This window comes from Flavobacterium sp. FlaQc-57 (genome assembly GCF_044007395.1).
GTDB lineage: Bacteria > Bacteroidota > Bacteroidia > Flavobacteriales > Flavobacteriaceae > Flavobacterium.
On record NZ_JBIPDA010000006.1, the window covers coordinates 17,291 to 42,318 of the forward strand.

Genomic DNA, 25,028 nt, shown 5'->3' on the forward strand with positions numbered 1-25,028 from the left:
AAAATAAAAAATGGGGGTGCACAATAGTAAAATTGAGGATACGATCGAAGAGTTAAATATATTAAATAAAAATCTTAATGATTTTGTATACAGAGTATCTCATGATTTACGATCGCCATTAAATTCAATAAAAGCTTTGGTATCCTTTATAGAGCAGGAAAGTACCGAAAAAAGTACTTTGGAATATCTTAAAATGATTAAAAACAGTATTTACAGATTAGATGAATCAATCAAAAATAATCTTAAGTATTCAAGAAATATTTTCTCAGAGTTGGAATTATGTGAGATTTCCTTAGAGAAATCATTTAAGGACGCTATTGATCTTTTTTACAGTAAAATTAAGATTGCCCGGATCAATATTCAAATTGACATTGATCAGCAGGGAGTTTTTTTTTCCGATAAACTCAGATTGAACAGTCTATTAGAAAATTTAATTGATAATGCAATAAAATATCAAAAGAAAGATGAAATTAATAAAACCATAATAATAAAAGGCATATGTGATGATCAGAAGTTTAGATTTGTTATAACCGATAATGGAATTGGTATTTCCCCCGTTTATCACGATAAAATATTTGAAATGTTTTTTAGACTACCTGGTTTAGTTGAAGGATCTGGTATTGGATTATATATCGTTAAGCAAACTGTTGAAACTTTACAAGGATATATTGAAGTTAAGTCCGAAGAAGAAAATGGGACCAGTGTTATTGTAGAACTAAAAAATTTTAAACAATGAGTATAACTTTACATTCAAGTTTTCACAGAATAATGATTATTGACGATAACCAAATTGATAAATTTATCATAAAACATGTTGTCAGCAAAAACAAATTCAGTGATATTATTTTAGAATATGATAGCGCAAATAAAGCCCTAGAATATCTGACTGAAAATCAAAGTAGTCTTTTTATGTTACCACAAATTATTTTTATTGACATCAACATGCCTGGAATGTCAGGTTTTGAATTTATGAAAGCATATGATAAGCTTTCCTATATTCTAAAAAATACATGTAAAGTATTTATTACTTCCTCAACAGGAGTTAGCGAGACTGAACTCTCAAAACTTGATGATAGAAATATAGTTTCTTTTTTGAACAAACCGGTAACGCAAAGTGACCTTGAAGTTATTCAAAATATTGTTTATTAAATCTTTGCATCTATCCAAGTGAATATTTAACCGACATATGAAAAAGGTTTTCTACAATTTAACAGATAATTATGTAAAATATTAAGCAAATATTAATACTAAACAAAAATAAAATACTTAAAGCTTTTCGACATCTTTAATATTGTAATGGAAAAGCATAAAAGCAGTTTAAAATCCTAACCTTTTTAGTGGATTGTTTTTGTTAATATTTCTTTAAAAAATGTAAAACACTTAAAGTAAACATTATGAAAAAAGATTTGCGAAAAATTCGTCATTTTATTAAAGAACAGACATTTACTTTTATTGGATTTTTCTTATGTGCTTTTTGCATTTTACTTTATGTCACTGTTGTTTTAAAGATATTTTTAGAATAAAATTCCATTTGTTTAAAATTCTAAAAAAAGAAATATTTTCAGAGCAAAAAATTCATATAGAATAAGTTGTTCAATTGTAGTCGATAAAATTTATCGCACCAAGCTTTATAGCAAATAGTAGCGTACTTATTTTCAACAAACGTAAATTTTAATTTTAGTTCAAATTAAACAATACAAATCGAATGTACAACTATCTTTAAATTTAATTTCATCAATACTCCTGTATTGAAATTACTTGTCGCCTTTAATTTTTAATTCTAGATTTAGTTTACATCAATATTAAATAGTACCGTTATTACTTTACAAGTTATTTTATCACTATTAAAAACATTAAAAAGTTGCATTAAGTAACTTCAACTGACCACCCTACCTCTTTTCCTTTTTTCTACTTTAGATATCCTCTTTTCTAATATTAAAAAAAAACTGAGATTTAATGAGTTTAGATAATCAAGACTTGAATGAGGTCATCTTAACTTAAAATGAATCAACTATAATTCATATATTTTTTCTTTACATTTTATATTCTGACAAATCATTTAAGAAAAAAAGCTCGTTTTTGATAATTCTTTAATCCTCTCAGCCGGAGCACTATTATATAGACTCTTAACCGATCATACTTACGTAATTTTATACTCACTTAAAACTGCTGTGTAATCCTGTGAGCAATACTATTCTTGATCAGAATAACATATTAATAAAAAAAAGAGATGATATCCAAAATGAAACGAATATTGTAAGCCTTTCTTAGAACATACAACTGCCGATGAATATTACACCAGCAACTATGATTTATCTCATAAAGAGACATAAGCTAAAATTAATAAAATTGTAAAATTTATCTTTTCAAACTAAAATGCCCCTTTACATTTCTACCGTCTGTAAAAATCAAAGTAAACCAATAATCATCAGAAGGAAGCTGCTGGCCATTATACGATCCATTCCAGCCGGCACTGTTTTTATTCATTTGTTTTATGAGTTTCCCATAACGATCAAAAATGTTTAAGGTATATTCTGGAAGTAAATTAGAATCTTCAATAAGCCATAAATCATTATAACCGTCTTCATTTGGAGTAAAAAATCTAGGATAATCTAAAACATAAATGAAGAATGAGTTTGATAATCCACATCCGTTTTTATCTCTTACAATTGTATTATACATTCCTGTTGCCACCCCGGTAAACAAAGGGCTATCTTGAAAAGTTAATCCATCTAATGAAAACTCGTAGTTTCCAACTCCCGTATAATTGATTAAAATGGAATTATCGCTTCCTGAAAAGTCTTTAACATCTGCATTTGTTATTATGGCAGGTTCAGATAATATTACTTTAAAAGTTTTAGTTTTTTCGCATCCATTTACATCTTTTACAGTTACTGAGTAATTGCCGGGAGCATGAACCAACAAACTATTAGATGTATTCGATGGTGCAGTATTCCATGAATAACTGCTAAAACCAGGATTTACCACCAATAATACATTACTATCCTTACATAAAAACTCAGAGCCGTTTTCAAAATTTGGCGGATCAAAAGTATTTACAACAAGAGCAACAGCTATGACATCATAACAATCTGGGCCATTTACAACTCTGGCATAAATGGTTTGATTATAAGCTTCTGCATTTTTAAAGATACTAGGCAACTGATTTGTTTCTGTTAAAGCATCATTGGCAGTTAAATAATAATTAACATTTAATCCGATCGGTAATCCAGCGGTAATTTTCGGGGTAATCTCTGCATTCAAATTAAATTGATAAAAACCATCTTGTACTTCGTCTCCATCGCAAGTATTTATTGGGGTAGGGTCTGCAATTGATGTAGCTGCTATTTGTAATGTTACCTCAGCAGTTACAAAACAGCCATATTCATTTTCCAAACGAGCATAAACAATTTGATTCTTTACTGTGTTTATATAATTATTTGGTGTTGCAATTTCATTTTTTTTAACATTGGCATCGGCTAATGTTAAGTAATATCCTTGATTTTTAATACTCGAAACATTATTTTTTACAATATTACTTGCCTTGGTTAAGTTGAAAATTGAGATCCCATCTGTATTATCATCACATTGCAGAAGAATTGTATTTGTCGAAAGAATCTCAGAAGTATAATCGATTTTTATTTCTCCTGATAATATACATGTCGTACCTATAGCTGTCGCTTCAACTCTATATGTTCCTGCATTTACAACTTTATAAGTAGAGTTTGTACTCAGAATAACAGCTGGATTCTCTTTTTTAAACCATTTAAAAGTATAAGCAGCGGGGTCAAGATTACTCTTAAGATCGATTTCTTCTCCAAAACAGGCAGGATTGTTTGCCGCAATTGTACGATCTTGACCCAAAAAAATTTTTGACGCAAAACTTCCTGCTTCAAGAAAAATAGCCGAATTTTGGTATGTAACTTCAGCATCTCCAATTACCAGCTTTACGTGATATTTTTTTCCTGCTGTTACTATATCCTGAGCAGTCATAACAATAGTTTGCCCAGCATAATTAATCGGACTGACATTTGTATTAAAACCGTTAAAGTAACTTTCGTTTAATGCAGGACAACCGGGATAAGGGATATTTCCCACGCTTATTCCCGGTTCAACTTTCGGGCGGATATTTACAGAAGAAACAGGGATATTTGCATTAGCTAACACTGCTAAATTTTTATAAGGACCAGTAGTCCCGACTTCTTTGATTAAAAAAGCAAAACCATCAGAATAGAGACATGTATAATTATATTGATATTCATTTGAAGTGAAAATATAATTGAATCTTAAAGAATTGGTATACGCAATAAAATCAAATTCTAAGACTGTTGTATTTATAGAATTGATTCCCAACGTCTGATCAAGATCACTGTCACCCCCCCATTTAGTACTATCATCAATTCCATCGTTAACATTACTAGCAAAAGGTCCGACCGCACTTTGAGCTGTTGATGTTGCCAAAACAATCCCTTCACTAAAAGGAAAATTACTTCCGTCGCTTTTGAAATAAGCAAAACTTTGTTTTCCAGATCTAAAAGTATCACCTGCGCCTGAATAATTAGAAGTAGCAGCACATGAGCTATTAACTAAAACATTCTCAATGAGTTGTTGTGGTGTTTTTGTATTATCAATGCTTATAAATTGCGCATTCATCTTTAAAGATGAAATACATAAAAAAAGAGTAATAAAAATAACTCCTATCTTATTATTTTCTAAAATATTTTTCAGGATTCTATCTATTACTAAACCATATGGTACCTCAATCTGCTCGAAAATATCATTACGAATGTCTCTTTCATCAATGATAATTTTTAATATAGGAATTTCTCCAGATCTGTCATTAATTTTTGAATAAAAAGTACTAAACGGAGAAAAAAAAACGGGCCCTTCTGGCAAATATTTTTGCGGATAAAATCCAATTTTATTTATATCTGTTGAAGTTCTTAATATGTAATATTTCATAATAAATCAATAATTTAGATCAAAATTCACCATTGTCATGTCCTAAAACTCCCTCTTTAGCATCAAAAACATTTTGACAATCAATTTTAAGGTATTTAATCTCCTAACTTTAAAAATAGCATTTAAGCATTACTTGTTTTTTTGAAATTTACAAATGTCTTTTATTACGATTGATTTATCTCTTCATAATCAATAAAAAAACAAAACGTTGAATAAATTTTTATTCCTTAGAATTGAATTTGCTTACTTGATTTTTTCTCCTCCTTACTTCACAAATTCTCTATTCGTCTAGTTTTCAAAACCCTTAGCCATATAATCACTTACGTAGAAAATCCTATTTCGAAATTAGCAGGATTTAAGGTTAAATTGATTGCAGAATCATATTTTACTTAGTTTATTGCACCTTCAAATTCTTCTAATACTACTCTACTTAAAATGTTTTGATTCTATAACTGAAATCTCAATTTGATTCTCCAATGTCCTTTACACGTTTTTTATCATTTAGTAAATTTTGAAAGGAAATATTTTTAGGCGTTTTTTTAGTTTACAAACATATTTTAGGTAGGGGACTGGAATTTAATGCTAATGTATTTTTAGTGAATAAATCAACAACAGTTCTTTCATTATTCTTATTACCAACCTCATGTATGTTTCCAATGAAATAGCTAAGGATAATTTCAGGTTTAAAAAACGGATAATATTCTTTTCTCCCGCTTTTGAAATAATGCCTTTTAAATTCAGTATTTTAAGTAAACAGATAAATTTTAAATAACTCTTTTTAACATGAAGTTTGAAGATGCTAGAGTAAAAAAAAAAACATACAAGTATTGTTAATCCGCTTACTTGCTTGAAAATTTTTCATTTGGTTCAACTCTACTTCATTAATTATTGAATTTTTAAGCAAAAATAGTTTCTATGAAATTACAAATTAATTAAACACTTATCAAATGGTCTGTTTTAAGTAATAAGTGAAGATTTACAACTTAATAAGACAGCTATAAATCTCAATTTATTAAAACTGTCTTATCCATAAATTACTTTTAAACTTAGAGTAAGCCTATATAACTTAGCTGAAAATTGTCCATTTCAAATCCTATTATCCACTCACTCCCATCATTATGATTGATATTTCCAAAGCTCACTCATCATTGGTGAGAGTGATTAAAAAACATTACCAAACCACATATACTTTTCAAGTGGGTGAGGAAACTTTCAGAAGTGATGCAGAATGGAAAAAACGTATAAAAATAATTAATGTATTTAATCCTCATGTATATGAATCATTCTATTTAAAATGGTGATTTTAGTTGAAATGGAACAGGAGATTAGAATAAAATATAGTTGGGAAGCAATGGATGCTGAGAATCAATTGATATTACAAGCGAAAAGAGAGAAAAAAAACTACATACCAGAGCTTTTACCAAATGGAGACTCTGTAAAACAGTTGTTAGCCAGAAGTAGATATGTTCTTTATAAATCCCGCAATAAATGGATCCAGAAACAAAACGAACGAGCCCAATTGTTATTTGGCTTATATCCAGATATTAAAAAAACCTACAGTTTAACCCAACAACTAAGAGGTATTTACAACAATCATAACAATAAACGCATTGCGATGACCAAACTGGCACATTGGTATAGGAATGTAGAGGAGTCAGGCTTTAAAAATTTTTAATATCCTTTAAATACTATAACGGTTAATTAACAGTCAATCTTAAACTATTTTGATAATAAAAGTGCTAATGCCCCTGCAGAATCTTTCAATGCTAAAGTAAAAGCGTTTAGAAGTCAATTTAGAGGAGTGCGTAAAGTAGATTTCTTCTTATTCAGATTATCTAATCTTTTTGGCTAATACCCAAGCTTTGCGCTTGATTCATTACTTCTTTATCAATCTGTATTCGCCTAAATAAAGTGTGAGTAAATTGAATCACCTAAAAAAAAAAAAAATACTTGATCTACAAGATTAATATCTATTTTAATACATTATCAAAATGTTCTATATAAAAAACATATGTAAAAAAGAGGGACAGCCATTAAGAAACCAACTAATCATTAATGACTGCCTTAAATAATTAAAAGAAAATAGTTTAAGCCCCATTTCTTCCTCTTGGTCCAAAATCAGAAACAAATATAATGCTAAGTAGAAGAGAAGTAAACTACCAACGTAATAACCAAATAAAACACAAAGTATTTGACCTTAAATCATCAAATAACTTAATACGATACAGACTTTAAATCTTAGTAAACAACGCAACGTTTCGATCTGATAAATTAACATCTTCTCGAAACATAAACAACCAAAATACAGAGTCGTAGAATTATTTCACCCTAACAACAACATTCAACATGCTGAATAATATCGTAATTCGTTATTGATAAGTATTAATCACCACTTATACTCCAGAGTCACCTCTTTATTTATAATTACTATATTTTTTTAAATCATCATGCTTACTTTTATAAAAATACCTAAAAATCAGTACTAATATTTATTACAATATCCTTTATGCAAATAAAAAAAAATGAAATCGAAGAAATCAAAAGAGACAATAGAGTAGCCAGAATGCTTTGGTTTGTACTTGGGTTTATATTTTCTTATTTTATAACTCATCTTTTTTAACAACAGAATACTCAATTTAAATTTAGAGTCTAGCTTTTCATTCAGAAAAACTTTTGATTAAAATCTTAAAATACATAAAAAATTAATTATTAGTTTTTTATTATTATTTTGCTAAAAAGAAAAATATTAAATAACACTTAACACTACCCTATCTTTAAGTTCGCATTACACATATATTACCCTAAGTTTAAAAACTTTTATTTAAAAAGGATAAACAAATTATATTCTTCTTTAAAGGGCAATCACATCATGTTTCTCAGTTATCCAAAAGTCCCAATAAAAGAGCATCAAAATCTTATATATTTGATTTTACGAAACAAATATTACCTTAAGGTGCATCTTTTCTAACATGAAGCTAAAACAAACACTTAATACAGTATTAATTAGTTCGTTTTCTAAAAAAAAGAATTAAACTTAACGATAAAAAAGATCCAGAAATTAGTAAAACATTTAATTATCAATTCTCATCACAATAAACCCTATAAAAAAGGCATTAATAAACATAAATAATAATTCTGCCAACCTTATAGAATCAGGATAAAAAAATATAACCAATAATCCACAATGATAACTACAACAAATACCGATTTCTCTAAAAAGGACGTCAAATATCTAATTATTTTTTAAAGCTACTAAATAAAGATTAAAGACAAGAATATTCTGACACATAAACAAAAGAATAGTAGTGATAAAAAATTACCTTGCATTAATCAATAATATTTCAGTTGAATTCATCAACCAAAATCCCGTATAGAAAAGAAAATCTTTTCTATACGGGGCGAGAAATAAAAATTTATTTAATGCATCATCTAAATTTAAACCTATATACTATTACATTACAGATGACGTAAAAAATAAAATTACTCCAATAAAACAACTGCAATACCATGAAGCATAATTAACACACATTATACCTAATAAAATTTAATCTCCTTTAATTAAACAAAAGAAGCATCTAGATCATCGAATTTATTCAATAATGACACTGGTTCCTAAAATACACTTAACTACCACCTAATAATTACCACTTAGTACTATCACTTTGAAGCATAAAATATCTTTTTTATTTTAAAGAAACTTTCGTTTATCTGTGAAATTACTTGCTAAAAAATCATCTGATCTCATTTAATAGACTTAATTAATAATTGCCAACTAATAAACCAAGTTATCATTCTTACAAAGCTAACATCAAAAAAACCTAGAAACCTTATAAACAACAAAACCTACCACTTATTACTTTAAAACTACAGAAGTATAAAGTAAAAATTACATTTGAAGTACTAAAAAAAAGTGTGAAAAATTCGCACATATACGATAACACTAATTTATTCATTTACTAAAAAATATAATCGATTTTACACTAGGCTGGAGAAAAAATTATTAAATCGCGTTTTTATACAACAACAACCTACATTATAGAAATTAACTGATGAATTATACAGAAGTAAATAAGTTTTATTTAGGCTATTTATATTAATTAATATAAATAGCCTAAATAAAAAACCTGCATAAAATCAAAACATGAAAAATTGGAATTTAACACCTAAAAAAAACAAAAGCGATATTTTTGCTAAAATCGCAATAAATAAAGAACTAACCTCATATGAAGTAGAAAAAAACTGGTGGATAAATGAAACTATCATAATTATCTTTCAAACAAGATTATCTTCTCACATGATTTTAAAAGGTGGACCAATGTTCCATAAAACCTCTAATCTGATAACAAATTACTCTACTGATATAAACTTATTTTTAGATATATCTTATTATGGATCACAGAAAACAGTAACCTCAAGCGAATTGCAAACTATAAAAAATAGGCTTAACAATTACATAAATGAACAATTCTCCCCTTTTCTCGAACAAAAATTTAAAGAAAAAGAGCTAAATACTCTAATAAAACTAAAAGAGAACAACTCCCTTGAAAACACTCTCTTTCTCGAAATTCAATACAAAAGTTTATTGAATAAAAAGAAACATAAATCCCAGATTTCATTAAAAATTGATTATGCATTTAATCCGGAGACAAATAAATTAAAAATATTTCCTTCCTTAATAGAAAACCATTATCAAGACACAACTTTAGCGAGTAAACCTCTTAAAATACCATGTATAAGTGCGGAACACGTTTTGTAATATATGCTTTATAATTAGTTAAAATAAATTTCTAAAAACAAGATAATGGATTGAATAAACTTTAACCATAAAAAACACCTCATTACTTACACCGATCATGGCATTGAATTTCATAAAGAATCCTTTAAAAAAATTAGGATTAGAAATAATAAATCAATTAACACTACAAATAAAAGCCAAATCAGAAGAAAAAAAACGATCATGTGGAGTTGTAATGTGAAATTTGATCTTAAAAAGACTTCAACAACTGATATTATTCCTAATGAAAAAAAAGCTTATCCTCATTATAGAAGGCGACTTATTAGTAGCCAACTACATTAAAGAAATAGTAGAAGCTGAAGGATTTACAGCTATTGCTAATATAACAGATTACGAAATGGCGATAGAGCTAATTCAAAATTTGAATCCAAACTTAGTTTTTGTAGATATTAACCTTTCCGGAACCAAAGAGGAAGGTATTAAAATAGCTAAATTTCTACATTACATAAATCAAATTCCTTTTATCATTATAACCTCCGCTTATGACAAATTAACCTTAGAAAAAATAAAAGCTACCAGACCTTATGGTTTTATAATAAAACCATTTAGAGACATTGACATAATTGCAAATTCAATATTAGCCATAAATAATTTTAACCACAGAAAAATTGATCCTCAAAGAATCGAAAATGAAATTCAGAATGAGGCGCTTTATAGGATTAGAAATGTTATCGATTATATTAACCAAAACATATATGAAAAAATATACATAGAAGACTTATCCAAAATAACCAAATGGAAAAAGCATCATTTCATTAGAGTTTTCTCAAATATCACAGGAACAACTCCTTATAAATACATACTGGAACGAAAAATGGAAATAGCAAGAACCTTAATAGAAACTACAAATCAACCCATTCAGGAGATCTCTTTTGATTTAAGTTTTCAAAATTATAGTAGTTTCTATTTAGCCTATAAAAAAGTTTTCAATGTTTCTCCGGAAGTATCTAGAAAAAAAGCAGCTAAATTTATATTCAATGACAATTCAAAATTAAAAAGTTTCAATTAGATTATTTTTTAAATATCAGTAAAAACAATAACACGGCAACATTAAAGATTATTCATGAGATTTGCCAATCTATATTTTGAGTCATATTTTTTATTAAATACAAATTTAAATCCTAATGAAGAAACATAATTATTTTGTTTTAAGTAAAATTTATTGTTTGATTTTGAGATTATGAACAACATCTAATACTTTTTCTAAGACAAATGGACAGCCAATGCTACAAGATGCATCAATTTATTATTATATATTTTCGCTTTTTATTGCGGGAGTTTTGTTAACAGGTTATAAATTTGCCAGTGAGAAAAATGCTATTAATAAGTAAAAAAGTTCTGTCACATCTATCAGAATTAAATATAAGATTTTAAGTAATTTAAAACTTAGCCGGCCAATTTACAGAATGATTTAAACATAGATATCTCTGGTTGAATTATCTGATTCTTTCTCAACATATGCACAACTTCAATTCCGATCAATGTTCGTCTTGCCGATTCAAAGCTTTAAAAGCCTAATCCATTTTGTATTCGCCATTTGATAAAGCGATAATTCTGTTCAATAATATTATTGATATATTTACACTGGCGGATCTTAATCTTTGAGAACGAACGATTGTTATAGACTTTGATAGCGGCAGTATTAGAAACACTTTTACCAATGTTTATTACTCTTGGTGTAAAACCAATATCAATTTTATTGTTAATTAAACTATAACTAATAAACTAAAAGAACTTAATGTTCATACATATTATTACTAAACCAAAATCAATTATGGAAAGATCAACCGTTTTTTATGATAAAATACTGAACAGACTTGCTGGTAGTTTCTGCACGTTAGAGGAGATGACAAAATATATGATTCAGGATTCACATCTATCTGTTAAATTCTTTGAACAAATCTCTACTCAAAGAATGAATCAAGCAAAAATATTGGAAGCCCTAATTCTCCTTGATTGCGAGGGATATATTTTTTTAGATCCAGATACTGACGCAATTTATATAACTATAAAAGGTCTTCTAAAAATAAATAGCAAAACACTTCTCAATTAGACTCTTATCTTGCTTAATGAGGAAATTAATTAAATTTATTTGTCAACTTAGGTTTTGTCACATCTGTCAGAATCAAATATAAGAATTTAAGTAATTTAAAAGTTAATCTGCCAATTTACAGAATGATTTAAACATAGTTATCTCTGGTTCAATCATCTGATTCTTTCTCAACATATCCACAACTTAAATTCCGATCAATGTTAGTCTTGCCAATTCAAAACTTTTAAAGCCTAATCCTTTTTAAATGCGCCATTTGATAAAACGATGATCCTGTTAAATAATATTGTTGAGATATTTACACTGTCGGATTTTAATCTTTGAGAACGCACGCTTGTTATATTCTTTGATAGCGACAGTATTAGAACCACTTTTATCAATGTTTATTAATCTTGCCTTGTAGTTATTACTAATTACTTTAATTAGAAATGACTGAGCACTCATTCTCTGTCTTTTTCTGGTCAAAAGAAAGTCTGCTGTATGGCCTTATATCTACTGCCAGCTATAAATAACACCATTGCCCTTTAACCTTAATATAAGTCTCGTCCATTCTCCAACTCGTCCCCTCTCTACTTTTTCTCTTCTTCATCTATAACTCATCTCCAACTCAAGCAAAGCTGTAAACTTATAAACCCACGACTGAATCGTGGCATGATCCACAATCACTCCCCTAATCTTCATTATTTCTTTAACATTTCGGTAACTTAATGTAAATCTTAATTTGAAATATATTGCCTAAAATATCATGTATTTTGGATAACAATGCCCTTTAGTATTCATTTTTTGATTGGTTTAAAATTCTAAAGATAAAAGTTATTTCCAGATATAACAGAACCGGACTTTGAACCATCAATTTAATCCCTTTCTGTTAAACAGATTTTGATGTTTATTTTCCGAAGACACTTGTTTTCTTTCATTAATAATTGTTCATCAGGTTCATTTTCTGTAAAAAACCAATCATTAACATTGTTAAAAAAAAATCCATAATCCTGAAATACAGGTATTTATTCTGACATTTCTTTGAACTAGTTTTATTACTTTTACAGATGTAAAGCAATATTTAGCTTTTGCAAATATATCTTCCTATACACTATTTTGTTCTACAACAATAATACAACCTAAGTTCGAGCACCTTACATCAAATTCTATTATTATCCTTGTTATTAGAATCCTACTATCAAGCTCCTAAAGACATTTTAATAGTAGTAATCCAGAGATAACCATCTTTAAATTACTTTGTTTAGCAGCATAATTTTCTGCTGTTGCATTTTACTATGTTATAACAAAATAGCTGCGAAAGAGTCCATAAAAAAACAACCTCCCTTATTAATAACCTGCTTTACAATAAATTAAAAACCTTAAACACTCTTTCATTTTTCCAAATCTCAAAATAGAAGTTTCTCATATTTCAAATAATTTATAAACAACTAAAAACCAAAAATTATGAAAAAGTCTATTACAACATCAAAGGATAGTATTATTTTAAAAAAATGGGGATTACTACTATGTAAATGGTTCTATTTACCTATTGCGACAAGGACAACCATGATTAAAGTGCGCCTCCACAGACAAAAGATGTAGCTGTTACACTGATGACGAATGTAACTGATCCCATGATAATGTCGATAAAGAACAATAAAGGTACGATGGAATATTATGGTGATCGAAGTGACACAGGTAAGCCTATTGCTATTAAACAAGTAAATTTCACAGATAAGGATGGATTACAAACCCAAGGTTTTTTTGATCCGAGCAAGAAACCAATTGCTTTTATTGCTCCAAATGGTGTTCATTTTTTCATAGAATGGACAAATAATACTGATTTTAATCTTTTGGCGATTTCAGCTGATGGCAATACACAAATCAATACATCCGGTACTACCAAATCTATAAGTAAAAGTTCGGTTGCAGCTAAGAATAAACATTCTATTAGGAGGATTTGTTCGTTAAAACTAAAGCCATTAACTGTAACTTCTTTTAAGAAACAAACTACGCTTCAATTACTGGTAATTATTTCACCATCAATAAATGTGGGCCATTTAATGCATCAACGAATGGGGCTTGGGTTAATCTTCGAGATGGAAATGGTAATTTTGTAAGAAGATTGGATTTAACTATTGTAGATACTGGTAAATTCATATTTAAGGCCCCATCTAATGCTATACCATCGGTTAATATAAAAGATATGATTGAGAATACTAAAAACGCAATTGATGGTTTTTGTGATGTAAGTTCGAATGTTCCAGGGAGTATTACAAATTTAGGTACAGATATGTCTGGCTCATTAACTCTTGCTTTAACATCAACTGTAATTGGTACTGCTGTTTCAGCTCCTTTTTTTGCAGCGTGTGAATCTTCTGTTTTATTACTGAACCACTATTGCACCTACAAAGACATACTTAACCTAACACCACCCGGGTTAATTGATGTGTTTGATGTAAAGGTATATGCAACCCCTAATGTTATTTTAAATGGTGTTGTGGCCGGAATACCGCAAGACAATAAAACAATTGATTATATAGCACCGGCACAAGGACCATTTCCAGATATAACATGAACCTTGATGATAAAATTTCTGTAAAAAGCTTCATATTATCGCCATCTACACCACTTGCGGGTAATGATTATAATGCCGTGGTCGATATTTCTTGCTTAAATGTAGGTACAGTAATTAAAATTTCCATTATTGGTTCAGATGGATATACGGATGAAATAGCCTATACGGTAACCTCAAGTAAAACTTCAGATTCATTTATATTGACTGTCCCTGGGGGTAATGTCGGAGTTAATGATGAGTGTACTCTCGAAGTGTCAACTTTGGGTAATATTGTGGCAACAAAAAAAGCTTATTTAGTATTTAAATAATTTAATTATTAAATACTATCTGAATTTGTTATTTGTCGGGGCTCTTGGGAATTATAAATAAAACTATAATTTTAAAATTCTCAACTTTCAATTGATCATGTCATTACGTTCTTCATGGCATTGACTTTAAAATTGATTCAACAAGAATTTGAATAACTCATTCTAATTACTGCTCTTCTTTTCATTTTCAATTTTTTTGATACAATTTGATATTTTCATATCAATTATATCTTCTTGTGTGTATTCTCTTAGCATAATTTAATTTTTGAGCGCAAAATTATTCCCAAGATTATTTCTGCACAACACCTAGTGCTAAAGCAAAGTCCGTAAGGTGTTCAACTATCGAACATCTTGAGCTGATCATTTTGTCCATTTATAAATAAAAAAGTAAGTGTTTTGAAAAAAAAAGATAAAACATAATTGAGACTTAAAAAAACATCAAAATAATAAAACCCCTTTTATATAAAGGCCTTCAAGGCTTTTTTTCAAGCTTATCAATGAACATTAATATAGGAATTAAGTCTCCGATTGTAATCCCATCAACTCCACAAAAAAGCCTGTAAACTTATTGTTTACAGGCTTTTTTCTTTACTTTTGATATATACAAACCAATAATATGTCACATCTTTATCGTAGTTCAAGAATAATTATACGCCAATTTTTACCACAGGAAAAACAGACATTTTTAAATCTTTTTAAAGATGATCTGGTCATTCAATATTTACCCGCAATTTCACCCGAGAGATATCAGGAAATGTTCTCAGAATTACTAGACAATTATGAGAAAGGCAAACTTAGCCGCTGGGCAATATTTGATGCCGAAAGCAACAACTTTATAGGAATATGTGTTGCTCGCATCTTCATGTACAATAATGACCAACTAGAAATTGGTTATGTTCTTAGCCAAGACTATTGGGGTAAAGGTATCGCTACTGAAGTATGCAAAGCAATCACTCAATATTGCTTTACAAATACTAATAAAGAAGAAGTAGTTGCCATAACTGACGTTAACAATGCCGGATCACAAAATGTATTACAAAAAGCAGGATTTGAACGACTACATAATTTACTAAGAGATAAAGAAGAAATAGCTTATTTTAGAATCAAAAGACCATTAGTTTAATCTGATAAATCCGCGAATTTATAACCTAAAATCTACAAGGATTCTGACCCATACATTAATTCCGATTTTCAATTAATGCATTATCAGCTAAAAAAATGAGATAATTAGCTTCTTCATTTTTAACTCCTCTACTCCACAAAAAAACCTGTAAACAATATGTTTACAGGTTTTTTTCATAAAGTATATTTCTACAACCTCTACAAGTCAAAGCCTACAAGAACTGCATTTTTCTAATAGCATCCTGTCGACTTAAGAAATATAAAAAAACTAATTATTTAAAAAAATAACCAATCGTTATTTGAAAAACTCTATTCTTCATATCATTATTAATAAAATAATTTGCATCGCCATCTTTGAAAACATTAGAATATGAAATGTTGTATCTAACGTCTGTATATAATTTATCTTTAAATTGATAACCCAATCCAAAATTTACAGAAGTATCAAGACCAGTTGAATAATCAGATAAATCAAAACGCTCATGATTTTCATAACCTAAAAAATTATCCTGATATTTATTGTTGGCTTTTAAGAGTATCCCTATCTGTGGCCCGGCTTGTATGCTAAATCCTTTCATTACATAGTATTTTAGCATTACAGGAATATTTAAATAGTTTAACTCAATGCTACCTTTATAATTCGAATTTGTTACATCTTGATCTGAAAAGGAAGTTTTTGTTCCCTGTTGGCTATACAATAGCTCCGGCTGAAGCGAAAAATTTTTCGCCAGAGGAATTTCAACCATAAACCCAGTCGTAAATCCGGTTTTGCTTGATGAGTGTAATTCACTTTCATCAAAAGTAAGGCTCGCAATATTTAACCCTGCTTTTACTCCAAATTTAATTTTTTGAGTTTGAGCCATAGCTGTCACACCTAAAAATAGTGTGCATAAAATTAGCATAGTTTTTTTCATAATACTTATTTGCTTTAAGAAGGACAACTCTCATTTCTGAGAGTTATCCAATTTCTATCTTTATTTTTTTACTTCTTAACAACCTTGGTTGTATACTTTTTGCCCTGAACACTACAGTCTAAAACATAAACTCCAGGAACTAATCCACTTAGATTTATACTTGATGGAATATTTGCATAAGTTTTACTCCACATCACTTTACCATCCATTGCATAAATATTGATTTGTGCCTCTCCTTCAATTTTATCTGTTAAGAATATATTCACATTATCAATCACGGGATTAGGGAATACTCTAAAAGCATTTGTTATTTTTCCGACAAGCATACCTTTTGAATCAAATGGCGCCGAAATACTATTACATCCATTATCATTAATTACCTGAAGGCTATAATTTCCTTCCCAAATTGTAATTATAGATTTTTCAGTTGCATTTGGTATAGGTCTTTCATTTAAAAACCATTGATATGAAGCTGCCTCTACTGAAGATGTTAACTTTTTATCACCTATAACCTGAATTTCCGGTACAATGTTGTTTTCAAGAATTGAAATGGTAGTATTAAAAATTTTCCCAATACCATTTTCATTATAAACAGTTACATAATAATTTCCACCTTCAGTTGTAGTATAAGTTGGTTCTGTTGAGCCATCAAACCACTCGTAAGATTTATAATTCCCTGGAGACAAAGTAACTTCAGGACCACAAACAGCTCCGCTTGGTAAATCAGATTCGAAAGTATCTAATGTGGCAGTTATCTTTTCAGTAAGTGTACATCCATTTTTCATCACTACTGTTACTGTATAGTCTCCCCTGCCTTATTTACTTCAATGCCATGTGAAACATCTCCTGTGCTCCATTTGTATGAAACAACTTCTAATTTAGCAACACTAAAATTAGTTTTAGCATCAATATATAAACTTCTTCCTGCGTATCCATGAATACTTGGGCTGTCAAATATTTTAAAGTCTGATGACACTCCGTGGTAGGTATAGTTTTTTATGTCATTGTTTTGCTGAATAGCATCATTTTCTAGTTTTGCACTAACATTAAACACATGAGAATCACCGCTTACATCAAGTTTAGGCTGTTTTTTGAAAACATATTCTATGCTACCTCCAACCGGAATCCCTGCTGCAACAAATTCCGAAATAGCTTCATTTGTGTTGTCATATACTAAATCTAGTTGAATAGAGTTTGCTGGAATTGCAACTTGTCCTTCGTTGCTCAGCTTAACTTTAAATTCAGATTCGCCACAGATGTCTTTTGGCGACAATATTTGTGTCGATACATCTAAAACAGGTTCACTGATTATTTTTAAATCATCTAATACCATATAAGAATATCCGCCTGCTTTAGCATGTCTAAATCGCAGCATTACAGATTTTCCTGCATATTTACTTAAATTTACGGCTCCTTTTTGCCATTCTTTATCTGAATAAGTTCCTTGTTTAGAGTCTCTCCATATTTCGGTCCATTCACCTCCTACAGTTTTAATATCAATAATAAAGGCATTGAGATAATTACACTGCATTCCATAATAAAATTCTAACGCAGTTGTATTTTCAGACAACTTATACATTGGAGAAACTAATTCTCCGTAAAGAGCATAATTTTCAAGCTGATTGTACAGCATCGTTCCAGAAGTATCCCCTGTATGATCTTTCTTAGGAAGAGTCAAGTTTGTATTATCCGGTTTAGCAACAGCTCTCCATGGATAATTATCATCACTTTGATTTGAAGCATATCCTTTTGATCCAAATATTGACCCCTGCGCTACACTAGAAAAAGTTTCAACATCTAAGTTTGATGTCTTAGCAATAACCTGAAACGATTTTGTAAGACTTGATGCCTCAGCTTTTGGCTGTCCGTTTGTAATTATTTTTACATTAATTTCATAATTGCCTGCTGCTAACTGCGGAATACCATCTATTGTATAAACAATGGTTTGGTATTGCAATATCTGGTCATTTCTTTGTAATACAATTGGTTCACCTACAGCTTTACCATTTTGGGTAATTTGATATTCGATCGTTGCTTTTTCAACTTTATTATAAAAGACATTTCTTGCCGCTATAAAAAATTGATGCGAAGGCGCATCTTCATAAACAGTTTCAGGTACACTTAAATTAGATAACTGTAAATATTCTGATTTATCTGTAATTTTAATATTATCTACTGCAAAACCACTGGCAAACAACCCATTGTCATTGTGCTGAAATGCTACAAGAACACAAGATTTTCCTGCATAAGGACTTAAATCTACATGATATTCTATCCAGTTATTGATATAAGGCATTTGAAATACCGTTTTCCATGTTTCACCGCCATCAATACTTACTTTTACATATCCGTCTGAGTCCCTCGCTCCATCTCCAAAACCATCAAATGTTAAGTGCGCTTGTTTATAATTGCTCAAATCGAATACAGGTGAGATTAACATATCATTTGAAGAGTCACAATTACATTTATCATCGTTACTCGCCATAAAATGAGTATGATCTTTTAAAGGCCATCCCGGAGATTCTAAATCAGTACTTATTCCATATTTCCAACCAGCAGCTCCTTTATTTTCAGATGTTCTCCATCCTTTATATTGGGATACATCTTCAAAATCAATTGTGTATGGAAGCACAGCTATTTTCATATCATCATTGTTCCAGTTATCGTAATTTAAAGTAAAGGAATTATTTCCCGGTTTAAGATCCTGAGTCATATCATCAGGAAAAACAGAAATCAAAATTGTATTATCCCCAATACTTTTTAAATCAATATTTGGAATAGAATACGTGATAGTATCTCTAAACTTAGTAAACGCTAATGCTGCTTTTTCTGTTTTTGAAAAAACTTCTTTTTTGGCGCTATCAAGAATTTTTACAGTAACATTAACCTGCTCAGCCTTTGTCGCAAAATTATTAATGATTCTAGTCGTTATTGTTGCATTACTATTGTCAATCTTACAGCTGCCAGCTTTTATATTTGCTGTTATAAGCTCTAAATCATAAGGTGCATTATCTACATGAATATTGTCTATAAAAGCTCCTAAGAGTCCATCATTATAATCATCAGTAACTACACGGAAGCGAATAGCGGCTTTTTTACCTGCAAGTTCGCTTAAAAGCATTCCAATTGGCTTTTTCTTGAAATCATTGTTGATTCCGGTAAACCATGGTCCCGATAAGACACCTTCGTCATCGTAATGTAAAGCCGAAGGATAATCGATACCCGTAACTTTTTTCCAGTTTTTGTTATCTTCAGAATACTCTACAACTAATCCGTCATATCCGTTATGAAACAAAGAAATAAGATCAAACTCAATATACGGGAAGGTAACATTGGTAAAATCAAATACTGGAGATTGTAATGTAAAATCAGCATTTAAAGCCATTCTTTCAGTAGTATTTGCAAGATTTTCAGTAGCCCATAAATATTTCGAATTTGTATCTCTAAATGTATATGAAGATGCCTGCCATATAAATTTTTGATTGGTTGCTAGTGATTCTGAATACCAGCCTCCAGGTGTTCTTTCAAAATCCTGATTATATGGAAATTGAGTTATAATACCACTGTAAACAGCATTGATACCACTGTTATTACCTGCTACCGGATCCTGGCTATAGGATACAAAAGCTTCGTACGTATGCAAGCCGGCTGCAGATAAATCGATATTACCATCAAAAGGAATTGTCATTTCTGAGTTTGCTTTAAAAACAGTACTTAATGTAACGTCTTTCCAAACCGTTTGATTTCCTGTAAGTGTATTTGCATATCCTACTTTTAATTGTGTCCCTGCAGCAATATCTTGGCAGCCCACATTATAAATCGTAACCGCCAATGCATGATTTGCAGACAACGCTGTTCCTGAATAGGCCGGAAGATTTAATCGTACTACTTTAAGATCGAAATCTTTTTGCGCAGGAGCAACCATAAAACTTGAAACAAAAGAAATTCCGTCTTTTGCACCGAACGCCGCAATAGGTTTAAAATCAAATTTAACTTCTACATAGTTTAATTTAGTATCACTGATCAGATAAGGAAGGTTTTCTTGAATTTTTACAGTAGTTTCTTCACCTACGGCCAAATCTTTGGCAAAACTAATAGTACTGTCGCTAGAATAAAGTGTATTCATTTTGCCCCCAAAACCAGGTACCATTAATCTCAATTTGTAATTCAAGCTCTCTTTTGCTGAAATTACAGTAGATCCTGTATTTTTAATTTTAATGTAAAAAGGTTCGTTTCCTTTTAATGAACCACAAGTGGCAGAAGGTTTTTCAACTGAAACGAGTGCTATTTGTTTATCAGCAAAAGCGCCTCCAACACCAATAGCATACCAGGCATTGCTAACTTGTTTGTACTCTTCAGAACCTAATCCATACAAATCTTCTACAGCCAATAAAGTAGCCTGACGCATATCGCTAAAATTTGAAGAAGGAGATAAATACTCGGTAAGCGTGACATAAGCAATTTTCTCTGCTTTCGCAATACCAATAGCTTTAACATCGTAGCTGTTATTTAGGTCATTGATACCCTGACCGCCTTCACTTAAAAGGTAAAACCAGTAATTTGTAATACCACTATTAATGTGTACACCTCCATTATCGTACTGAAGGTTCAATGGATTTGCCCAATTTTCTCCACCATAGGTATCAGGCTGACTTTGTGCCTTTGGGTTAGACATATTTCTCATACTTCCATGTTGGTACAATTCATTCCCCAGCATCCATATGTTTTCTTTTTTGTCTTTTCCAACATAGAATTCAACAGCAATACCAAAGATATCACTGAAAGATTCATTCATAGCGCCTGACTCTCCCTGATAGATTAATCCGGCTGTAAAACGTGTTACTCCATGAGTCAATTCATGTGCCGTAATGCCCAAACCAACATAAGGCATATTGATACCATCGCCAAATTGTGCCCATCCCCCAGTCCATGAAGCATTTTCAACATTAGTGCCTAAATGCGCCAAACCAATAATAGTCATTCCTTTGTCATCAATACTATTTCGATTAAATTTATCTCCATAATATTCTATGGTTTTCTGCATACCCCAATGGATATCCATGGCAACCTCATCATTATTTTTATTATGTAAATCATTCCATATATTATCCTCATCAATAAAATCAGTGATTACTTCATCTGAAGCATGATCGGCGTGATTCATATTCATAGTATACATAGGGACTTTGTATTTTCCTTGTAAACCCTCTAATCGGTAGCCATCAGCATATTGTTTTGTATTAAAAGTAACATCTCCTGAATATCGGGACTTACCTTTACCCAAATTTTGCTCTGTAAAGTTTACATCGCGATTTAAATCGATAGTAAGAATTATTTTTCCTGTATTCGCATCTACATAAATAGTATGGCTGGATTGCGGATTGGTCGCAAAAACATCATATTTCCATGCCAGGTAATACTCCTTTAATTCCGAAGAAAAGTTAGGCCCAACATACACCAATTCACCTTTTGGTTTTGCGCTTATATTTTTATTTAATAACGATCCTAATTTTTTACTTTCCCAAATATATTCCTTAGCATTTACAGTTTTAAGTGCATTTTCTAAAGCCGTGGCAGCACTTATTTTATAATTGCTGTTTTCAGACAATTTCTTAGCCGTAGAACCAAATGCATCAATCTTAGTTTTACTCTCTCTAACCTTATAAATTGCTCCTTCAATTGGAATTGCATTATGCAATTGCTGATACGTTACCAAAGTCCTGCCATGTTTGTCAGAAGTTGATTTTAATTGCATTTTATCAGACTTGGATAATTCAAAATCTCCCTTTTTAACTTCAAATATATTTTTCGCAGTCAAATTTGAAGTTTTAGCAAAAGATCGAACCTTACTAATCGAGTCCTGTACAGTTGTATTCTCAGTTGTATTCGTTAGCTTTTGCTCAAATAAATTTTGGCTTTGCTGTGCTTGTTTCATCACTGATTCGCTTTCTGCTGCAGAAAGTTCTTGCCCCTTTATTCCCTCTTCCTTTTGAGTAAAAAGATTGTTGTAGTCATTATTCTGACTCAAATTTAGATCAGCAGCTTTTTTATAAACTTGATCTTTTGACTGATTTGCAACCGACGATTCTATCGCGGTTTTTGCATTACCAGTTTGTTTGTTTGGAAAAGGTGACTGAGCCATTCCTACGGAACAGGCAAAGAGACTTAACAAAATAAACAAATACTTGGTTTTTAAGTAAATTTGGTTCATTTCTTTTAAATTTAAATTAATATTATGGTTTTCTTGGTTAATAATTCCCTCTCAATAGTTCATAGCAAAGCCATAAAAGATGTTTCTGAAAATCAATTCGGAGTTTGATTTTCAGGATTTTCCTTTGTTATTTTTTCCAGAATTTTTAAGAGGAATTTCTTTTTTGCTTTTGTTTCTTCTATAAGCTGTTCTAAACTTTTAGAAGGTTCTTTTTTTTTCTTCTCGGCCATTCTAATTTATTTACATCGATTTGGTAAATGTAGAACGGAGGCAGATGCTTTTGAAAAAAAGGACTATTGCAAAAACACTCTTAGCCAAAAAAGTGCCACAAAAAAAACACTCATAAAAACATAATCCAAACTGAATCAATCGATTAGTTTGGATTATATTTTACATTTTCTTAGACTAAAATGTATTGAGATGTGTAGAAAGATTTACTTTTTCATTAGTCAAATCAAATTTTTTACGAAGTCTTGTTCTGGCATTTTCGATCGCCTTAAAGGATTGACCTGTAATCTGAGAAATTTCTTTTGTAGTTAAATCAAGATATAATAGAGCGCATAATCTACGGTCTTTTGGAGTAAGTGAGGGATAATCATTTTTTAATTTATCAAAAAATGATTGATGAACCTGTTCAAAACTTATTTCGAATTCTTTCCAGATATCTGTATTCAAATTCTTTTCAAGACGCTTTAAAACTATATCAATAGCTTGCTGCATTTCTTTGCTAATAGTTTTGAGTTTAATTTGTTTAAGATCAGTCAGGATTTCATTAATACTATCCGTACGATGTATTTCTGACATTGCCTTTCCTATAAGAACCATGTTTTTAGCTTTCAGATTCTCTTTTAAATCCTGCATCTTTGTTTTTAATTTCTCTTGTTCGAGTTGGTTTTTAATATTCTTGTTTCGGTATTTTATCAGTAAAATAATTAAAATCAATATACCTACAACTAATATTAATCCAACGATAGAATACTTAAATAGTTTCTTTTGTTCAGTAAGTGTTTTTATTTGGGTACGAACTTTATAATCCTGTTCAAGCTTTATTCTTTCAAGATTTACAGCCTTTTCTTCGACATTGATACTGTCGTTGATCGCATTATATTGCTGAAAATAATAAACTGCATTTTTATAATCTTCTTTATTTATATAAACTTGATAGAGCATTTTATTCAGGTTTAAACCTGAAAAGCTATAGCTGTTTTCTTTGCATAATTCTAATGCTTTTTTTGCATTTACGATTACATCATCATACTTTTTTTCTTTCAATTTATATTCAGAAAAAGACTCATATACAAAAGCTTTTACTAAATTATCAGCAGGCTTATCTACTAACAAAAAAGCTTGATCATAATAATAATCTGTATTTTTTTTATCCTTTTTTAAAGCATAAGCTCGTGCCAAATTGGTGTTGACATAAATTTTTAAAGCATTGTCATTAATCGTTTTATTTATCAAATGAGCCTTTTTATAGTAATACAATGAAGAGTCTGTATTTTTACCTAAGTAGATGGTACCTATATTGTTTAAAATTTTTACGAGCTTAACGGGATCATTCTTAGTCTTTTGATAGCGATATACATTTAAGAAATATTTTAATGCTTTTTCTTTGTTTTTTCCGAGTGAATAAATAATAGCGAGATTGTTTTCTAGTTTAGCCAATTCCTCAATATTATTTTTCTTTTTGTAAATATCATGTGCTTTTAAATAATATTTTAAAGCAACATCAAAGACTTCCTTTGATGCGTACATCTTACCTGCCGCAACATAAACATGAGCCAAGGTGAGTTCTGAATTTTCTGTTTTTACCGCTTCAGCCTCAGCTAATTCAATGTATTTTATAGCTCTGTCCCAATCAGATTTTTGCAATCTTAACGCGATTTTACTGCAAAGTTCAACTTTTTTCTGATGATCGTTAATACTATTTAAACTATCAATTAGCTCTTTCGTTGAAGGCTGTGAATGAATAGTAATAGCCAGAATAAGAAAAAACAAGGAGAATAATCGTGTCATCATAATATAAAACGCTATTGAAGAATTTCAAATTTAAATAAAATAAACTAGGAATAATATGTCAAATTAAATAAAACGAAGAAATATAAGTTT

Annotated in this window: 15 protein-coding genes and 2 pseudogenes; 10 read left to right on the forward strand and 7 right to left on the reverse strand. The window is 30.1% G+C overall.

Annotation, left to right across the window (positions count from 1 at the left end; translation table 11 throughout):
- Positions 1 to 10 precede the first annotated feature (10 nt).
- Positions 11 to 736 (forward strand): ATP-binding protein, encoded by a 726-nt coding sequence (locus ACHRVZ_RS17420; RefSeq protein ID WP_395424164.1) that lies wholly within the window; start codon positions 11 to 13, stop codon positions 734 to 736.
- Entirely contained in the window at positions 733 to 1,149 is a 417-nt protein-coding gene (locus ACHRVZ_RS17425; protein WP_395424165.1) for a response regulator, read from the forward strand. The genes ACHRVZ_RS17420 and ACHRVZ_RS17425 overlap by 4 nt, the downstream gene beginning before the upstream one ends.
- A 1,209-nt stretch (positions 1,150 to 2,358) precedes the next feature.
- On the opposite strand, the gene ACHRVZ_RS17430 is transcribed toward ACHRVZ_RS17425, so the two are convergent.
- Complete coding sequence (locus ACHRVZ_RS17430) at positions 2,359 to 4,962, reverse strand: T9SS type B sorting domain-containing protein (protein WP_395424166.1); 2,604 nt, start codon at positions 4,960 to 4,962, stop codon at positions 2,359 to 2,361.
- A gap of 1,351 nt (positions 4,963 to 6,313) precedes the next feature.
- Between ACHRVZ_RS17430 and ACHRVZ_RS17435 the strand changes: the two are divergent.
- The 4 genes and pseudogenes from ACHRVZ_RS17435 to ACHRVZ_RS17450 all read left to right on the forward strand — a co-directional run bounded on the left by ACHRVZ_RS17435 (position 6,314) and on the right by ACHRVZ_RS17450 (position 11,810).
- Positions 6,314 to 6,814: pseudogene (locus ACHRVZ_RS17435) on the forward strand (transposase).
- Between the two features lie 2,289 nt (positions 6,815 to 9,103).
- A complete protein-coding gene (locus ACHRVZ_RS17440; RefSeq protein ID WP_395424167.1) occupies positions 9,104 to 9,718 on the forward strand; it encodes a nucleotidyl transferase AbiEii/AbiGii toxin family protein in 615 nt (204 codons plus the stop codon).
- A gap of 262 nt (positions 9,719 to 9,980) precedes the next feature.
- Positions 9,981 to 10,766: a DNA-binding response regulator gene (locus ACHRVZ_RS17445; protein WP_395424168.1), complete on the forward strand. Its 786-nt coding sequence runs from the start codon at positions 9,981 to 9,983 to the stop codon at positions 10,764 to 10,766.
- A gap of 765 nt (positions 10,767 to 11,531) precedes the next feature.
- Positions 11,532 to 11,810 carry a hypothetical protein gene (locus ACHRVZ_RS17450; RefSeq protein WP_395424169.1) on the forward strand — a complete coding sequence of 93 codons (279 nt, stop codon included), beginning with the start codon at positions 11,532 to 11,534 and terminating at the stop codon, positions 11,808 to 11,810.
- Positions 11,811 to 12,083: 273 nt separating this feature from the next.
- Here ACHRVZ_RS17450 and ACHRVZ_RS17455 read toward each other — a convergent pair.
- A pseudogene (locus ACHRVZ_RS17455) lies at positions 12,084 to 12,281 on the reverse strand (DDE-type integrase/transposase/recombinase); the annotation flags it as partial.
- Between the two features lie 28 nt (positions 12,282 to 12,309).
- Complete coding sequence (locus ACHRVZ_RS17460) at positions 12,310 to 12,396, reverse strand: DDE-type integrase/transposase/recombinase (protein ID WP_395424458.1); 87 nt, start codon at positions 12,394 to 12,396, stop codon at positions 12,310 to 12,312.
- 1,003 nt (positions 12,397 to 13,399) lie between these two features.
- On the opposite strand from ACHRVZ_RS17460, the gene ACHRVZ_RS17465 reads away from it, so the two are divergent.
- The 4 genes from ACHRVZ_RS17465 (at position 13,400) to ACHRVZ_RS17480 (ending at position 15,795) form a co-directional block, all read left to right on the forward strand.
- Positions 13,400 to 13,906: a hypothetical protein gene (locus tag ACHRVZ_RS17465; RefSeq protein WP_395424170.1), complete on the forward strand. Its 507-nt coding sequence runs from the start codon at positions 13,400 to 13,402 to the stop codon at positions 13,904 to 13,906.
- 86 nt (positions 13,907 to 13,992) lie between these two features.
- Complete coding sequence (locus ACHRVZ_RS17470) at positions 13,993 to 14,364, forward strand: hypothetical protein (protein WP_395424171.1); 372 nt, start codon at positions 13,993 to 13,995, stop codon at positions 14,362 to 14,364.
- Positions 14,361 to 14,672 (forward strand): hypothetical protein, encoded by a 312-nt coding sequence (locus ACHRVZ_RS17475; RefSeq protein WP_395424172.1) that lies wholly within the window; start codon positions 14,361 to 14,363, stop codon positions 14,670 to 14,672. The genes ACHRVZ_RS17470 and ACHRVZ_RS17475 overlap by 4 nt, the downstream gene beginning before the upstream one ends.
- 616 nt (positions 14,673 to 15,288) lie before the next feature.
- Complete coding sequence (locus tag ACHRVZ_RS17480; RefSeq protein ID WP_395424173.1) at positions 15,289 to 15,795, forward strand: GNAT family N-acetyltransferase; 507 nt, start codon at positions 15,289 to 15,291, stop codon at positions 15,793 to 15,795.
- 271 nt (positions 15,796 to 16,066) lie between these two features.
- On the opposite strand, the gene ACHRVZ_RS17485 is transcribed toward ACHRVZ_RS17480, so the two are convergent.
- The 4 genes from ACHRVZ_RS17485 to ACHRVZ_RS17500 all read right to left on the reverse strand — a co-directional run bounded on the left by ACHRVZ_RS17485 (position 16,067) and on the right by ACHRVZ_RS17500 (position 24,938).
- The gene (locus tag ACHRVZ_RS17485) at positions 16,067 to 16,708 is read right to left on the reverse strand and encodes a porin family protein (protein ID WP_395424174.1); all 642 of its coding nucleotides are present in this window, start codon (positions 16,706 to 16,708) and stop codon (positions 16,067 to 16,069) included.
- A 68-nt stretch (positions 16,709 to 16,776) separates the two neighbouring features.
- Positions 16,777 to 17,493 (reverse strand): T9SS type A sorting domain-containing protein, encoded by a 717-nt coding sequence (locus ACHRVZ_RS17490; protein WP_395424175.1) that lies wholly within the window; start codon positions 17,491 to 17,493, stop codon positions 16,777 to 16,779.
- A gap of 8 nt (positions 17,494 to 17,501) precedes the next feature.
- Positions 17,502 to 22,919, reverse strand: a complete 5,418-nt coding sequence (locus ACHRVZ_RS17495) for a M4 family metallopeptidase (RefSeq protein ID WP_395424176.1) — start codon at positions 22,917 to 22,919, stop codon at positions 17,502 to 17,504.
- 405 nt (positions 22,920 to 23,324) lie between these two features.
- Complete coding sequence (locus tag ACHRVZ_RS17500; RefSeq protein ID WP_395424177.1) at positions 23,325 to 24,938, reverse strand: hypothetical protein; 1,614 nt, start codon at positions 24,936 to 24,938, stop codon at positions 23,325 to 23,327.
- Positions 24,939 to 25,028: the final 90 nt, after the last annotated feature.

What these genes read in the sequence shown, in the direction of transcription:
- ACHRVZ_RS17420 (WP_395424164.1), top strand. Translation starts at nt 11, where the DNA reads ATGGGGGTGCACAATAGTAAAATTGAGGATACGATCGAAGAGTTAAAT.
- ACHRVZ_RS17425 (WP_395424165.1), top strand. Translation starts at nt 733, where the DNA reads ATGAGTATAACTTTACATTCAAGTTTTCACAGAATAATGATTATTGAC.
- ACHRVZ_RS17430 (WP_395424166.1), bottom strand. Translation starts at nt 4,962, where the DNA reads ATGAAATATTACATATTAAGAACTTCAACAGATATAAATAAAATTGGA.
- ACHRVZ_RS17440 (WP_395424167.1), top strand. Translation starts at nt 9,104, where the DNA reads ATGAAAAATTGGAATTTAACACCTAAAAAAAACAAAAGCGATATTTTT.
- ACHRVZ_RS17445 (WP_395424168.1), top strand. Translation starts at nt 9,981, where the DNA reads ATGAAAAAAAAGCTTATCCTCATTATAGAAGGCGACTTATTAGTAGCC.
- ACHRVZ_RS17450 (WP_395424169.1), top strand. Translation starts at nt 11,532, where the DNA reads ATGGAAAGATCAACCGTTTTTTATGATAAAATACTGAACAGACTTGCT.
- ACHRVZ_RS17460 (WP_395424458.1), bottom strand. Translation starts at nt 12,396, where the DNA reads ATGAAGAAGAGAAAAAGTAGAGAGGGGACGAGTTGGAGAATGGACGAG.
- ACHRVZ_RS17465 (WP_395424170.1), top strand. Translation starts at nt 13,400, where the DNA reads ATGACGAATGTAACTGATCCCATGATAATGTCGATAAAGAACAATAAA.
- ACHRVZ_RS17470 (WP_395424171.1), top strand. Translation starts at nt 13,993, where the DNA reads ATGATTGAGAATACTAAAAACGCAATTGATGGTTTTTGTGATGTAAGT.
- ACHRVZ_RS17475 (WP_395424172.1), top strand. Translation starts at nt 14,361, where the DNA reads ATGAACCTTGATGATAAAATTTCTGTAAAAAGCTTCATATTATCGCCA.
- ACHRVZ_RS17480 (WP_395424173.1), top strand. Translation starts at nt 15,289, where the DNA reads ATGTCACATCTTTATCGTAGTTCAAGAATAATTATACGCCAATTTTTA.
- ACHRVZ_RS17485 (WP_395424174.1), bottom strand. Translation starts at nt 16,708, where the DNA reads ATGAAAAAAACTATGCTAATTTTATGCACACTATTTTTAGGTGTGACA.
- ACHRVZ_RS17490 (WP_395424175.1), bottom strand. Translation starts at nt 17,493, where the DNA reads ATGAAAAATGGATGTACACTTACTGAAAAGATAACTGCCACATTAGAT.
- ACHRVZ_RS17495 (WP_395424176.1), bottom strand. Translation starts at nt 22,919, where the DNA reads ATGAACCAAATTTACTTAAAAACCAAGTATTTGTTTATTTTGTTAAGT.
- ACHRVZ_RS17500 (WP_395424177.1), bottom strand. Translation starts at nt 24,938, where the DNA reads ATGATGACACGATTATTCTCCTTGTTTTTTCTTATTCTGGCTATTACT.